This window comes from Desulfurobacterium sp. (assembly GCF_027028515.1).
GTDB lineage: Bacteria > Aquificota > Aquificia > Desulfurobacteriales > Desulfurobacteriaceae > Desulfurobacterium_A.
The window spans coordinates 1-13,480 of sequence record NZ_JALVIW010000054.1; the positions used below are offsets into that span (position 1 = coordinate 1).

14 protein-coding genes and 1 tRNA gene are annotated in these 13,480 nt (G+C 37.4%); 10 read left to right on the forward strand and 5 right to left on the reverse strand.

Annotated features, from left to right (window positions below):
* The 5 genes from MV676_RS04955 to MV676_RS04975 all read left to right on the forward strand — a co-directional run.
* Positions 1-1,495: N-6 DNA methylase (locus MV676_RS04955; protein WP_297445651.1), on the forward strand; the 1,495-nt coding region annotated here is incomplete at its 5' end.
* A 1-nt stretch (position 1,496) separates the two neighbouring features.
* Positions 1,497-2,477, forward strand: coding sequence for a hypothetical protein (locus MV676_RS04960; protein WP_297445652.1), 981 nt, complete (start codon positions 1,497-1,499; stop codon positions 2,475-2,477).
* Entirely contained in the window at positions 2,458-3,930 is a 1,473-nt protein-coding gene (locus MV676_RS04965; RefSeq protein ID WP_297445653.1) for a hypothetical protein, read from the forward strand. The genes MV676_RS04960 and MV676_RS04965 overlap by 20 nt, the downstream gene beginning before the upstream one ends.
* Positions 3,931-4,092: 162 nt before the next feature.
* Positions 4,093-5,091, forward strand: coding sequence for a DUF475 domain-containing protein (locus tag MV676_RS04970; protein WP_297445654.1), 999 nt, complete (start codon positions 4,093-4,095; stop codon positions 5,089-5,091).
* 71 nt (positions 5,092-5,162) lie between these two features.
* Positions 5,163-7,889 carry a methyl-accepting chemotaxis protein gene (locus MV676_RS04975; protein ID WP_297445655.1) on the forward strand — a complete coding sequence of 909 codons (2,727 nt, stop codon included), beginning with the start codon at positions 5,163-5,165 and terminating at the stop codon, positions 7,887-7,889.
* A gap of 44 nt (positions 7,890-7,933) precedes the next feature.
* On the opposite strand, the gene MV676_RS04980 is transcribed toward MV676_RS04975, so the two are convergent.
* From MV676_RS04980 to MV676_RS04995, 4 genes are all read right to left on the reverse strand, one after another.
* A complete protein-coding gene (locus MV676_RS04980) occupies positions 7,934-8,173 on the reverse strand; it encodes a KH domain-containing protein (protein ID WP_022847584.1) in 240 nt (79 codons plus the stop codon).
* Between the two features lie 21 nt (positions 8,174-8,194).
* On the reverse strand, positions 8,195-8,425 hold the full coding sequence (gene rpsP, locus MV676_RS04985; protein ID WP_022847583.1) for a 30S ribosomal protein S16: 231 nt from the start codon (positions 8,423-8,425) through the stop codon (positions 8,195-8,197).
* Between the two features lie 66 nt (positions 8,426-8,491).
* Positions 8,492-9,838: a signal recognition particle protein gene (ffh, locus tag MV676_RS04990; protein ID WP_297445656.1), complete on the reverse strand. Its 1,347-nt coding sequence runs from the start codon at positions 9,836-9,838 to the stop codon at positions 8,492-8,494.
* Positions 9,839-9,850: 12 nt separating this feature from the next.
* Complete coding sequence (locus MV676_RS04995) at positions 9,851-10,561, reverse strand: MBL fold metallo-hydrolase (RefSeq protein ID WP_297445657.1); 711 nt, start codon at positions 10,559-10,561, stop codon at positions 9,851-9,853.
* A gap of 114 nt (positions 10,562-10,675) precedes the next feature.
* Here MV676_RS04995 and MV676_RS05000 point away from each other — a divergent pair.
* The 5 genes from MV676_RS05000 (at position 10,676) to MV676_RS05020 (ending at position 12,817) form a co-directional block, all read left to right on the forward strand.
* Positions 10,676-10,762, forward strand: a tRNA-Leu gene (locus MV676_RS05000).
* Between the two features lie 59 nt (positions 10,763-10,821).
* Positions 10,822-11,355 (forward strand): hypothetical protein, encoded by a 534-nt coding sequence (locus MV676_RS05005; protein WP_297445658.1) that lies wholly within the window; start codon positions 10,822-10,824, stop codon positions 11,353-11,355.
* On the forward strand, positions 11,318-12,133 hold the full coding sequence (locus MV676_RS05010) for an NAD-dependent deacylase (protein WP_155883453.1): 816 nt from the start codon (positions 11,318-11,320) through the stop codon (positions 12,131-12,133). Before MV676_RS05005 ends, MV676_RS05010 begins: the two co-directional genes overlap by 38 nt.
* Complete coding sequence (locus tag MV676_RS05015; protein ID WP_297445659.1) at positions 12,130-12,417, forward strand: hypothetical protein; 288 nt, start codon at positions 12,130-12,132, stop codon at positions 12,415-12,417. The genes MV676_RS05010 and MV676_RS05015 overlap by 4 nt, the downstream gene beginning before the upstream one ends.
* 91 nt (positions 12,418-12,508) lie before the next feature.
* A complete protein-coding gene (locus MV676_RS05020) occupies positions 12,509-12,817 on the forward strand; it encodes a hypothetical protein (RefSeq protein ID WP_297445660.1) in 309 nt (102 codons plus the stop codon).
* Here the strand turns inward: MV676_RS05020 and radC are convergent.
* Positions 12,795-13,469 carry a DNA repair protein RadC gene (gene radC / locus MV676_RS05025; RefSeq protein WP_297445661.1) on the reverse strand — a complete coding sequence of 225 codons (675 nt, stop codon included), beginning with the start codon at positions 13,467-13,469 and terminating at the stop codon, positions 12,795-12,797. The genes MV676_RS05020 and radC overlap by 23 nt on opposite strands.
* Between the last annotated feature and the right edge of the window lie 11 nt (positions 13,470-13,480).

Here is a 13,480-nt window from a genome sequence, read left to right on the forward strand (position 1 = left end):
TAACTTACCTGATATCCCGACATATACTGAATATTTAGAAGTAAAAGATACAAAAAATCCTGCCATAGAAGTTGCAGATATTGTTTTGAGCAGGAAATGGACTCTTGAGGAGTTGGAGAAAAAATCAAGAGAAAAGAAAAAATCACTAAGAGAAATTATCGAACTGCTTGAAGAGTTGGTTTTAGCAAATTCTGGAGTAGATAGTTTTAGTGAGATATTCAAGTTAATCTATGCCAAGCTATTTGATGAATGGGAAGCAAAAAGCAGAAAAAATAAAAAGTTAAAGTTTAGAAAATATAAAGACCCGAAGACAACTTATAAAGTAATTTCCGAGCTATTTGAGGGTGCAAAGCAAGAGTGGAAGGGGATTTTTGAGAAAACAGATAAGATAAAACTCACTCCAGAACATTTGAGCGTATGCGTCGCAGAAATGCAGGAAGTAAAACTCTTTGGAGCAGATTTAAGAATAATTGATGAAGCCTTTGAGTATCTCGTACCTGAAGTTTCAAAGTCAAAGAAAGGACAATATTTCACTCCAAGAGTGATAATAGATACTGCCGTAAAAATGTTAAATCCACACAAAAGAGAATACATAATTGATCCCGCCTGTGGTAGTGCAGGTTTTCTTGTTCATGCGATGCAATATGTTTGGGATAAATACAATATGAAAGACAAAGATGTAAAAACTGCTTATGCAAGAAAGTATTTGTGGGGCATAGATTTTGAGGAGAAAGCTACCAAGATTTCAAGAGCTATTATGTTAATTGCAGGTGATGGGAGATCCCATATTTACAAAGAAAACTCATTGGAATTTACCAGGTGGAGTGAAAAACTAAAAGCAGACTTGAGAGAAGAAGAACTTGTAAGAGATGATAAGTTTAAAGAACTTAATTTTGATATTTTAATGACAAACCCGCCCTTTGCAGGTGATATAAAAGAAGGATGGCTCAAAGCACTTTATGATATTGTCCCAGAAAGCAAAAAGAAGCCGGGGTCTAAGATAGACAGACATATACTTTTTATTGAAAGAGCTTTGGATATGATAAAGCCCGGTGGAAGGCTAGCAATTGTTTTACCTCAGGGAGTGTTCAATAACACAAATGATAGATACATTCGGGAATTTATAATAAGGAAGGCAAGGATACTCGCTGTCATTGGATTGCATGGAAACTCATTTAAGCCACATACTGGGACTAAAACTTCTTTGCTGTTTTTGAGGAAATGGAAAGAAGAAGAACTCGATGAAGGAGGGAATCCTAAAATTAAAGATTATCCAATATTCTTTGCAGTTTCAAAAATTCCATTTAAAGACAATTCTGGGAATTACATCTTTGTAAAGGATGAAAACGGAAACTTAGTATTTAATAAAAAAGGAAACCCTATCTATCAAACAGATTTATATGATATCGCAGATGCGTTCATTAAGTGGGGGAGAAAGAGGCTGGAAGAAGGAGATGAGACTTTTGATTTCTTGAATGATGTGGAGGTAGATTAAAATGTCTTCGGAAAACACAAGCATCAGGGAGAAATATTTGAATTGGCTTTCCCTGATAGAAACCGATTATATAACAATGTTCATTAAAACATGGTTTACTTTTCTTGCGTCTCTTCAAGAACTCCTAAACAACACTAAGGATAGAAGTATAGGAGACAGCCAAGTTTTAGAAGAATATAAAAACAAGATTTTTGAAGATATTGCAATTCAAATAGATGACGAGTTTATAAAAAATGTACTTAGATCCTATCTGCAAGCTAAAAATAATGCTTTAAGTTCAAATACATTTTTGAAAGATTATTTTAAAATTTTTTACTCATATAATGAAGGATATTCTCAAGAATTCTCATATACTTATAGAGGCAAAACGACTAAACTATTTCTAAATATTCATTCAAATAGTAGAGAAAAACACTTAAAAATGGTATTAACAGATGAGCGACGAGCTTTTATAGATTTTTTTGGAGAAAAAATAGAAACGGGATTTTCTTTATCTGAGAAAATTAAAATTAGTAGAATTTTTGAGGAAAAAGACAAGTTTATAGAAGAAATTTTATCAGCTGTAAGACAAAAAGCGGAAAATGTCATCAATAGCAAGCGTCGTCTTAATGAAAGAGGGAAGAGAGAAAGAATAAATTTTTTAAACGATAAGTGTTTAATAGACATAGAAAGGAAACTCAACGAAGAATTAGATATTAAGACAGTTTTTCCACTAAAACCCCATAATGCAATAAGCACTATAAACCCAAATACACTTAAAATTCTCAATAAACCTCAATACTTTGATGAAGATTTAACAAAATGGTTTATAGATTTTGCTTATAAACTGAGAAATATTCTATTTCATTTTATTATTGACCCTATGGATAAAGACTGGCAGTTGTTATTTAAACACACTTATTTAGCTTTTAAGCATATAACAGAGGAGAATATTAAAATTTTACAAAATAGAGGCGTGGAAAATGATAACAGCAACCTATAAAGGAAAATACTACGATGTGGAATATTCAATAGTTAATGTTTCTGAGTTAGAAGAAGATCTAAGAATTGGAGCTGAAACCTATCATCCTGAAAAAATAAAAACACTATCGTTCCTTAATAAAAAAGCAAACGGAACCACTATTGGGCAATATTTTTGTCTAGTAAGAGAATTATTTGACCCAAAAAAATCTCCTCCCAGAAAGATAAGGCTTTTAGAACTAGAAAATATGGGAAATTTTGAAATATTTGATATCCCGGAAGTTTTATCAACAGAATTTGATAGTAACAAGAATATAGCCAAATTTGGAGATGTAGTTATATCTAGACTCAGACCTTATTTGAGACAGGTAGGATTCATTTATTTGCCAGAAATATATACTACTACTGAACTTCTAATACTGAGGCAAAAAAATGATGAGTTATTAGGTATTAATTATTATCTCTATACATTTCTTATGACTAAATGGGTTCAAAAAATTCTTTTTTGGAGCCAAGAAGGTGTTAATCATCCACGTTTTCCTAAGTACATCCTTCTATATTGTCCCATACCCATACCGTCTTCAGAGTTTATAGCTGTGGTAAAGCGATTAATGGAAAATTATTTCAATTTAAGGCAAAAAGCAGAAGAACTTTACAAACAAGCAGAAGAAATTCTATTGAAAGAATTGGGACTTAAAAATTGGAAACCAGAAACAAAGAAAATAAAAATCGGTGGACAAGAATTTGAGGAAGAAGGAAACATTTCAATAAGGAATCTTTCAGAAGTTATAAAAGCAAACAGAATGGATGCCGAGTATTGGGAGCCTAAGTATGATGAGATTGAAGCGTTGATAAAGAAATATAAGAATGGATATGACTATTTGCCAAATTTGGTAGATATTTCTAAAAAGAAAATCAAAGTCAATGAAAATGAAATTTATTATTATATTGAATTGGCAGGTATTAGTCCAAATTTAGGTGTAGTAAAGCAAGCAAAACCAATTAAAGGTAAAGACTTACCTAGTAGGGCAAGGATGAAAGTTAAAAAAGGATATGTTCTAATGTCTTCAGTAGAAGGTTCTATAGATAAAATTGCACTGATAGACTTTGATAAAGATAATTTAGTGGCTTCTACAGGATTTTTTGTTTTTAAAGAAAGAGATTTATACAAAGAAACTTTGTTAGTTTTGTTGAAAATTTTAGCAACAAAATGCCTTGTTAGAGAAACACAGGGAACAATTTTAACTGCTATCCCATATGATTCCTTAAAAAGGATTATCCTACCAAGAATTAGTATAGAAACCCAACAGAAAATCTCTCGATTAATCCAGCAATTATTTAAAGCAAGAGAAAACAGCAAAAAACTATTAGAAATAGCAAAAAGAACGGTAGAAATTTATATTGAAAAAAATGAAGAAGAGGGATTAAATTATGCAAAAAACAAACTTAATGAACTTAACATTGAAATTAACTAATCTCGGCGGCGTGCGGGACTTTTCGCCTGCTTTCGCAGGCCCGCCCTTCGGGTCTGCTAATAAGCAGGTATTTGGCACTTCATGCATTCGTCCAAATCCTCGCTTCGCTCGGACTTCAGATGTCCGTCGAACGATACTGGCAGTTTATGTTTGGAGAGCAGTATGGGTAGATTTAAGAAGTTGCTTGTTGAGTTTGGAATTATTTTTCTCATAAGCTGGATAATTGAATTTGCCTATATGGGAATAAAAGGTGTTCTTGAGGGGACGCTTCTTTCGTTTCTTGAGGTTTCTCTTTCCTTTGACAACGCTGTTATGAATGCTCTTGTCTTAGCTACGATGACACCAAAGTGGCGGAAAAGGTTTATTACTTGGGGGATTCTTACGGCTGTGTTTGGCATGCGGTTTCTCTTTCCTGTTTTGATAGTTTCTCTCACTGCCGGGATTTCTTTTAAAGAAACGATAGATATAGCTTTCAAGCATCCTGCCATTTATGCGGAGCATCTTGAGCATGCAGAACCGCTTATCCTTGCTTTTGGCGGTTCTTTTCTTTTGATGGTATTTATAAACTGGTTGTTTGATGCTGGGAAGAATCTTCACTGGATAAAATTTTTTGAAGAGGGAGCTTCAAAAGTTGCAAGGTTAGGAGAGATAAAACTTATTTTTGCCCTTGCTATTGTTTTTGTAATTGGTTTGTTAAAGCAGCAGGAAAACATTACGCTTGCCATGATTTTGGGAGTTCTCCTTTTTGAAATTGTTCATTTTGTTAAAGATGCTATTGAGTATTTTAAAAAAAAAGATTACTTTTCAGGAGACAGCGGTTGGGCAAGCTTTCTCTATCTTGAGCTTTTAGATGCTTCCTGTTCGCTTGATGGAACGGTTGGTGCATTTGCTATAAGCCAGAATCTCATAATTATCACTCTCGGCCTTTCTGTCGGTGCTTTTATCCTTCGTTCACTTACCGTTTATTTTGTGGATACCGGCAGGTTACAGCATCTTCCCTATCTTGAACACGGAGCTCACTGGGGTATCGGTGGTTTAGGGATAATGATGCTGCTTGAACTGTTCTTCTCAATTCCTGAGGTGGTTGTAAGTTTGACGGCTCTTGTTTTTATACTATCTTCTCTTTACTCTTCCTTAAGGAAAGGAGGGCAGTTGCTATAATTATAATAAAATTGCCTGGGAAATTACCGATAGTAATATCATTAATATTTTTATAAATTGGGGGACGGTCAATGGGCTTTTTAAAAAAGCTTGGCATGGAAAAGGTAAGCAGACAGATTCTTCTTGTTGTATTTATTCCTATTTTTGCCGCTGTTATGGTGCTTGGCAGGCAGGCAAGAGAAGTTTACAGGAAGATTTATGCTCCTGCCAGAATAATGGAAGTTCATTTTCCCATGGTTGAATCAGTTGCAAAACTTGCCCATGACCTTGCTGTTGAAAGAGGGTTATCAACGGCTTTTGTTACTCAAAACAGAGATAAAACTTCTCCTGTATATGTGAAGCTTTTATCCCAGAGGAGGAAAGTAGACAGAGATATTAAAGATTTTCAGTATGTTGTTTCTCATTATCTTTCATCTGACGATGTGCATAAAGTTTCCGCGACGGAGCTCAAAAAATTGAGGCAGGAAGTTGACAGTGGAAATGCTTCCAACATAGATGTTTTAACGGCTTATACAGGCTATATTGATGAAGTGAGAGGTAACATTCACAAGCTGGCCGAAAAAGAACTAAAGGATACTGTTTTTGAAAGAGACCTTGTTGCTTTTAACCTTTTCCTGAAGTACAAAGATACTTTTGGTGTTGAAAGAGCTCTTGCATCAAGTATTACTTCTTATGTAAATTCTCATGGTGTAAACGCTACAATACCGAAAGCGCTGCTTACATTTTATAAAACTGTAAACGATGAAGAAAACGTTTTGAGAGGAGTCGTTGATACACTTTCTTTTAACGAATTAAAAAAGAGATTCCGTTCTATAGAGACAACACCTGAATTTAACAGGGTTAGAGAAATAAAAAAGATAATAGATGGTGAAAGATATCGGGAACTTGCCGCATATAAGCCTCTTCAGGTTTTTCAGATTTACACAGACTTTTTGAAGGTTTTGAAAAGGTTTCAGGATGAGTATCTCGATCTTCTGAAAAAAAGGACGTTAAGTTTTTATATGGATGCAAGGAGGGAAATGATTGTATTTTCGTCTCTTGTCGTCGGTCTTTTGTTGGTTTTAATGTTTGTTGCCGTTTTGAGACGGAAGATACTTAATTCAACAAATGAGATAAAAGGGCTGCTTGAAACCATTAACAGGGGAAATTTAAAGGTTTCAATGGATGACGTTTCAGGTAATGATGAATTTGCCGAAATGAAGCGTTTGATTAATGGACTGATAGGAACTTTTAAAAGTGTAATTTCCGAAGTCGATAAAGTTTCTGAGAAAATTTCAAGAGGTGATTTTGAAATTTCAACGAGTAAGAGTGTGTTCAGGGGAGACTTTAAAGTTCTTGAGAGGAATCTACAAAAAATAGTTGAAACACTGAAGGCTTTTATGTCTGAAATGAATCTTGTTACGGAGAGTCTATCTAACGGTAGATTGGATGTGACTGTAAATGAGAAAGGTTTTGAGGGAAGATACAGGGAGATTGTTCACGGTTTATCAGAGATAGTTGATAACTTCAGGAAGGTTGTTGATGTAGTCAATAAAATGGCTGAAGATCTTGCAGATGCGAAGTTTAAGACATACGACGAAACACTACTGCCAGGGGAACTTAAGTCTATTGTAAAGAATATAAATCTTGCTTCTAACGACATAAAGAAGGCCATGGATACACTTGCCTCTATCTTAGAGCAGGCTGATATACAGCAGGAAATAGATGTTGAATCGTTCAAGGGAGACTTAAGAAAAGTTGGGGAGGCGGCAAATACATTTGCTCTCACGATGAGAAACATAATCAGGGAAATAAACAGGTTTGTTAATGAGCTTGAGAGTGGAAACTTAAGTGTTGAGCTTGACGATTCAAAATTCCCGGAATCTTTGAAAACCCTGAAGGATGCCCTTGTAGGTATTCAAAATACTTTCCTTACCATAAGAGATTCTCTTCTCCTTGCTACTCGTAAACTTGCAGGTGGTAATCTTATGGTAAGGATGAATGAAGATGAACTTAAGGGTGACCTGAAAGAGATAGCTGTATCGTTCAATAAAGGTATTGAATCTCTTGGCAAGTCTATAGGTCTATCTATCGATACGCTTAAGAAGGCGGTAGTTCTCCTTGAAAACAAGGTTGATAGTCTTTCAGAAGTAATGGAGAAGATTCTTTATCAAACTGATAAGACCAACGCAGTTTCTGGCTCTATAGAGAAGACCTCAAAAGATATAGCTGATCTTGCAGGGGAAGTTCTTGAAGTTAACAAGCTTTCTTCTAAAAACTTACAGATAGTTGACGAAGCGAAGAGTATTATTGATGAAATTAAGAAGCTTCTTGATGAAAGAACGAAGGAATTGGGTTCGATTGTTGAGATTATCTTCCAGATAGCAACTCAGACGAACCTTCTTGCTCTCAACGCTGCCATTGAAGCTGCAAGGGCAGGTGAAGCTGGTAGAGGTTTTGCCGTAGTTGCTGACGAGGTGAGGAAGCTGGCTCAGAAGGTTGTTTCTGCTACGGATCAGATAAAGGCGACAGTTTCCAACATAAACAAAGATATAAGAGAGAAGGTTATAGATAACGTTTCAAGGGCTTTTGAAAACATAAAAGAGTCGATGGAAGAGCTCGAAAAGATTGTAGTTAAGGTTTCTGAAGAGGCGAAGTCAGAATCTGAGTCTATAGAAGAGGTTGCTAAGACGGTAAAGGAGGTTGCAGAGATAGCCACAAGAAATGTGGATGATTTAAAAGAAGTGGTTGAGGGAATAACCAGAGTTTCTGAAAAGATTAAGGAACTTGAAGAAGAGCTAAACAGGTTTAAGGTTTAAAAGTGAAAAGTTTATCTTCCCGGCGAAAGAACCGGGAAGATTTCTTATTCTATTATTTCAAGGACTGCTCTTTTACCGCTCTTTGCAGCAACTGAAGAGATTAATGTCCTTACTGCTTTTGCAGTTCTTCCCTGTTTGCCGATAACCTTGCCGAGGTCTTTAGGGTCAACCTTCAGTTCGATAATTACAGTTCTTTCTCCTTCCGTTTCAACAACGTTTACAGCATCCGGGTTGTCAACTAACTTTTTAACGATGCACTCAACTAACTCTTTTACTGCAGACATGGTCGCCTCCCGTTTCCAGTATTACTGGATAGCTTGCTTTAGAAGTGCAGCAACCCTCTCAGTTGGCTGAGCTCCTTTAGCAATCCATTCTTTTACTTTTTCAACGTCAATTTGAAGTTCTTTTGATTTAGGGTTGTAAGTTCCAAGGATATCTACCGCTTTTCCGTCTCTCTTTGACATACCTTCGGCAACAACAATTTTATAGACTGGAAGCTTCTTTCTTCCTACTTTCTTGAGTCTTATCTTTACCAACTTCTCTCCTCCTTAAAGACAGTTTTGTAAAAGGTAATTTTATACCAATCGTAATTTAATACAACCTTACATGAATGGGAAGGGGAATTTCCCGCCTTTTTTGGCCATCTTTTTCTGCATCTTTTTCATCTGTTTCATCATCATTTTTGCCTGTGCAAACTGCTTCAAAAGGGCATCGACATCTTTGACACTTGTGCCACTTCCTCTCGCTATTCTTCGTTTTCTGCTGGCGTTTATAATTGCGTGGTTTCTCCTCTCTTCCGGTGTCATGGAATTTATGATAGCTTCAATCCTTTTAAGTTTTTTGTCGTCTATTGCTTTGTCAAGTTGCTTGAGCATCTTCTGGCTGGAAAGTCCCGGAATCATCTTTATAAGCTGTTTTATAGGTCCCATTCTCTGTATCATTTCAAGCTGTTTCTTAAAGTCTTCAAGTGTGAACTCGCCGGATAAAAGTTTTTCCTGCATGGAGATGGCTTCTTCTTCATCTATCACTTCCTGTGCCTTTTCTACAAGACTTACAACGTCACCCATTCCTAAAATTCTTGATGCCACCCTGTCAGGATAGAACGGTTCAAAGTCGTCTATCTTTTCACCGACGCCGGCAAATTTTATCGGTTTGCCTGTTACGCCTTTTACGGAGAGTGCAACACCACCCCTTGCATCAGAATCAAGCTTTGTGAGGATGATACCTGTCATACCGACGTTTTCATCAAAAGCTTTTGCTATGTTTACGGCTTCCTGTCCTGTCATGGCGTCGGAGACAAAGAGCACCTCATCAGGTTTGATGCTTTCTTTTATCTCTTTTGCCTCCTTAAGCATCTCTTCGTCTATGTGAAGTCTTCCTGCTGTATCAACTATGAGAACGTCGTAGTTCTCTTCCTTTGCCTTTTTAAGTGCATCTTCTGCAATCTTTGCTGCGTCTTTTTCGTTCTCTTCAAGAAATACCGGAACACCTATCTGCTGGCCAAGTTTTTTAAGCTGAAGCATGGCGGCAGGTCTGTATATGTCAACGGAGGTAAGTAGAACCTTTTTGCCCTGCTTTTTGAGTAGTTTTGCAAGTTTTGCAGATGTTGTGGTTTTACCTGAACCCTGAAGACCTATAAGTAGGATCACTGAAGGCTTGCTTTTAAGGTTCAACGGTTCAGCTTTTTCACCTAAGGCTTTTACAAGTTCGTCGTGAACTATCTTTACAAGTTGCTGAACGGCTGTAACCCCTTTTGTTACTTTGGCTCCTAAAGCTTTCTCTTTAATCTCTTTTATAAAGTTTGAAACAACTTTGTAGTTTACATCTGCTTCAAGTAGTGCAAGCTTTATCTCTCTCAACCCTTTGTTAAGAGTCTCTTCATCTATTCTTCCCTTTTTTGCTATTTTGCCTATTGCAGATTGTATCTTTTCCGCAAGTGCGTCAAACATTTCTCCTCCATCTTAAAAAGCGATTTCAGTTCCCGCCCTGCAGTCAATAAATCTATCCTTAAATGTTTCTTTGAAAACCTCTATCCCGCTGTTTCCCGTACAGTGGCAGGGGGCAACAAATTCTGTAAAATCCATCAGTTTTTCAGCGATTTTCTTTATGCTTGTTTCATCTTTTTTGTAAAGGTGAAAGCCGCCAATTATCATGTAGAGTTTTTCTTCAGAGAGTCGTACAGCTTCTTCTGCTATTCTCTCTATTCCTGGATGAGAGCATCCCGTTACCAAAATACTTCCTTTCTCTGTCTTTGCTACTAAAGCGTGTTCAAAGGCAGGATCTCTCATTCCTGTAGGCATCATGCCGGTTGAGAAGATTTCAGGTGCTATGACTGTTGGATCTTCGACAGGTATGACGATGCCTTTTTCACCAACTTCTTCCTCAAAAAATTCTGCATCGCTTTCGGGGACGAATATGTCCGCATGGGGAGCTTTTTCTGTGACGGTTTTAAGTCCGCCGGTATGATCCCAGTAGTTATGAGAGATGAATATACTGTCTATATCTGATAGATTTATGGAGAGTGTGGCGGCGTTTTTTTCGAGTATTTCAGCTTTTGCACCTGTGTCAAACAGTATGTTTGTTTCCCCTTCTATAAAGGTTGAAAATCCCCAGTCCGGAATTAATCCTTCGGCGGCTCTATTGTCGTACAGGATTACGATTTTCTCTATCATCTGTTACCTCCTTACGGATGGTTTCATTATATATGATTCTCTTTTGGTTGCCTTGGAAAAAAAGATTTCTTATATTTCTATCTCATCAATAACAATTAAAGACAATCTATTTCTGCCCGGGTGGCGGAATTGGCAGACGCGCAGGACTCAGGATCCTGTGGTGGCAACACCGTGCGGGTTCAAATCCCGCCCCGGGCACCATCAAACTGCAACCGTTTTAATATAATGGTTGTATGGAGAAATCTCTTTAGAGGATTAAAATGTTTTCTCTTTTATCAGGGGCTGCTGCTGACTTTTTTCAGTTTTACCTGGAACTTTTAAAAGATGGGAAACTTTCTGACGCTGTTAGATGTTGGGATTTTTCTGCCGCTTCTTCAAAGGTTTCTCTTGTCCCTATTTTTTTAGTTGCTGCACTTTTCATTTTCTCCTTCATTTTCTCCCGGCGTGGATTTTTCCTCGTTGCCTTTTTAAGGAGAGTTATGGAGAGCGGAAAACTGCTGTTTCTTTTTATTATTTCTGTTGTTGTTTTCAGTTTTATTCTGCGTTTTTCTCTCGTGTATGGGGCTTTGAGGTTTATGGTAGGTGCGGATAGCTCTATTTTAGGAAACCGGAAAGTTAAGATTGTTGCCGAAGAGGATAGAGGCGACACAGTTGTTGTGAGGTATGTTCTGGGAAGGGATGCCTTATATGAAGCTGTTTTGAAAAAGGACGATGATAGCTTTAAAATTTTAAAATCTAAGCGGTTTATTAGAAGGTATAAAGATGGAATTAAGCCGTCTGATAAGAAACGCTAAGAGAATTGTTTTCTTCACAGGTGCTGGAATAAGCGCGGAGAGTGGAATTCCTACGTTTAGGGGAAAGGATGGTCTCTGGAACAGGTATTCACCGGCTGAACTTGCTACGTTTGAGGCGTTTTTAAATGACTCTTTGAAGATCTGGAAGTGGTACCTTTACCGTATGTGGCTCATTGCTAAGGCTCAGCCAAACCCCGGACATACTGCGATTGCTGAGTTTGAAAAATTGTTTAGCGGAAAAGTTATAGTTGTTACTCAAAATGTTGACGGACTTCACGAAGAGGCAGGTTCTGTAAAAGTTTTGGAGCTTCACGGTAATATTTTTGAGGGAAAGTGCAGGTTCTGTGGTGCATTTTACAGTAAGGAGCGGTTTTCTGAGATTTTTCCAATTGCCAGTAAGTGCTTTTTAAAGAATCTTTCAGAAAGTGATTTTAAGGAGAAAATACTGAAAGGACTTTCTGAAGACTCTCTCCCTGTCTGTCCTGTGTGCGGTGAGCTTGTTGGTCCTGGTGTCGTATGGTTTGGGGAAGCTCTTCCTGAAGATGTTTTGTCTCAAGCCTTTTCTGTGTCTAAAGGTTCGGACCTCTTTTTCTCTGTCGGGACTTCTGCTCTTGTTCAGCCTGCAGCTTCACTTCCAATAGTTGCGAAGGAATCCGGTGCTGTTTTGGTTGAAGTTAATCCTGAGGAAACCTTTCTTTCAAAACAGTGTGATTTTGTTTTTAGAGGTTCTGCTGCTAAAGTTTTACCTTCTATTCTTAAAGAGGTGAAAAATATATGAAGAAGTGTTCTTGCAGGAAAGGAAAGAGTTACAGGTTGCTTATTTCTAAAGAGATGGAAAGGCTTTTCCGTTTTATGAAAAGGTATCCGGAAGTTAAATCCTGTATTTTTGTTCTTATTAATACCTACCCGCCTACAGATTCAGAAAGGATAACAGCCGAGAGGGTTTTTCATACGGTAAGGGAGTGTTACGATGCAGGGTTAATCTCTTTTTCAGCCGCAGTTGAATTGCTGAATGTGTTGAAATCTTTTTTTTATCAAAAGAACAGACACGCGGAGAGGTAATTTTCTTGAGGTTGTCCTTTCTAAGAGGGGTGCAATTCGTTTAAAAGGTAAAGTTAGGCGTCTAAATCAGTGCAGACTATATAGAGGGAGGGTGAAGATTTCTGACAAAGAAATAGATGTCGCTTTTTCAGGACCTGAAGGACTTGAGATTCACGAGTGTAAGGCAAATATGATTCGTCAGTGGCGGGATCCACTGTTCAAGAGGACAAAGAAGGGCAGGAAACTTGGGTTTTTAAATGAAGTTGCGAGGGAATGTGGGCAAAGGACATTTGCCTTCTGTACAGGACTTGATGGGAGTTTCGCGACGGAATATATAAAAGAGCTCTTAGAAGCTTACGGTTATAAGAATCTGTTAGTTGCAGGGAAGGAAGAGTTGATTAAATCAGGTGATTTTCTTTAAAGCTGAAAAAGCTGTCTCTTCCTATTATGATGTGATCAATGATTTCTATACCTAAAATTTCGCTTCCCTGAACGATTTTTCTGGTTACTTTTATGTCGTCTGTTGAAGGTTCAGGATTTCCTGATGGGTGGTTGTGAAACAGGATGACAGCAACGGCTAAATCCTTTACTGCCGGATGGAAGACCTCTTTAGGTTCAATGTGTGCAAAGTTTACTCCACCTTTTGAAACTGTATGGATGTTTATAAGCTCTCCTTTTGTGTTTAGTGTTAATATACCGAACGTTTCCACCTTTTCATATCTGAGATGTTCAAGAAGATTAACGACAGCTTCAGGTGAGTTTATCTTTCTCTTTTTTTTCAGTTTGCCTGCTCTTCTTCCTGCTTCGATGGCTGCTTTCAATGTTATTGCTTTTGCCTTTCCCAATCCTTTAAAGGTGGAAAGTTCTCTTACTGAGGCTTCAGATATACCTTCTATTCCGCCGAACCGAATGAGGATTTCCCTTGCAAGATCTATTACATTTTTCCCTTTAATACCTGTTCTAAGAAGTATGGCAATTATTTCAGCGTCTGTCAGGTTTTCGGCACCCAATTTAAGGAGCTTTTCTCTTGGACGATCAGATTCAGGAAGATCTTTAACTCTGTAAAAACTCAAGGCTTCTCCTT

What these genes read in the sequence shown, in the direction of transcription:
- MV676_RS04960 (WP_297445652.1), top strand. Translation starts at nt 1,497, where the DNA reads ATGTCTTCGGAAAACACAAGCATCAGGGAGAAATATTTGAATTGGCTT.
- MV676_RS04965 (WP_297445653.1), top strand. Translation starts at nt 2,458, where the DNA reads ATGATAACAGCAACCTATAAAGGAAAATACTACGATGTGGAATATTCA.
- MV676_RS04970 (WP_297445654.1), top strand. Translation starts at nt 4,093, where the DNA reads ATGGGTAGATTTAAGAAGTTGCTTGTTGAGTTTGGAATTATTTTTCTC.
- MV676_RS04975 (WP_297445655.1), top strand. Translation starts at nt 5,163, where the DNA reads ATGGGCTTTTTAAAAAAGCTTGGCATGGAAAAGGTAAGCAGACAGATT.
- MV676_RS04980 (WP_022847584.1), bottom strand. Translation starts at nt 8,173, where the DNA reads ATGTCTGCAGTAAAAGAGTTAGTTGAGTGCATCGTTAAAAAGTTAGTT.
- ffh (WP_297445656.1), bottom strand. Translation starts at nt 9,838, where the DNA reads ATGTTTGACGCACTTGCGGAAAAGATACAATCTGCAATAGGCAAAATA.
- MV676_RS04995 (WP_297445657.1), bottom strand. Translation starts at nt 10,561, where the DNA reads ATGATAGAGAAAATCGTAATCCTGTACGACAATAGAGCCGCCGAAGGA.
- MV676_RS05005 (WP_297445658.1), top strand. Translation starts at nt 10,822, where the DNA reads ATGTTTTCTCTTTTATCAGGGGCTGCTGCTGACTTTTTTCAGTTTTAC.
- MV676_RS05015 (WP_297445659.1), top strand. Translation starts at nt 12,130, where the DNA reads ATGAAGAAGTGTTCTTGCAGGAAAGGAAAGAGTTACAGGTTGCTTATT.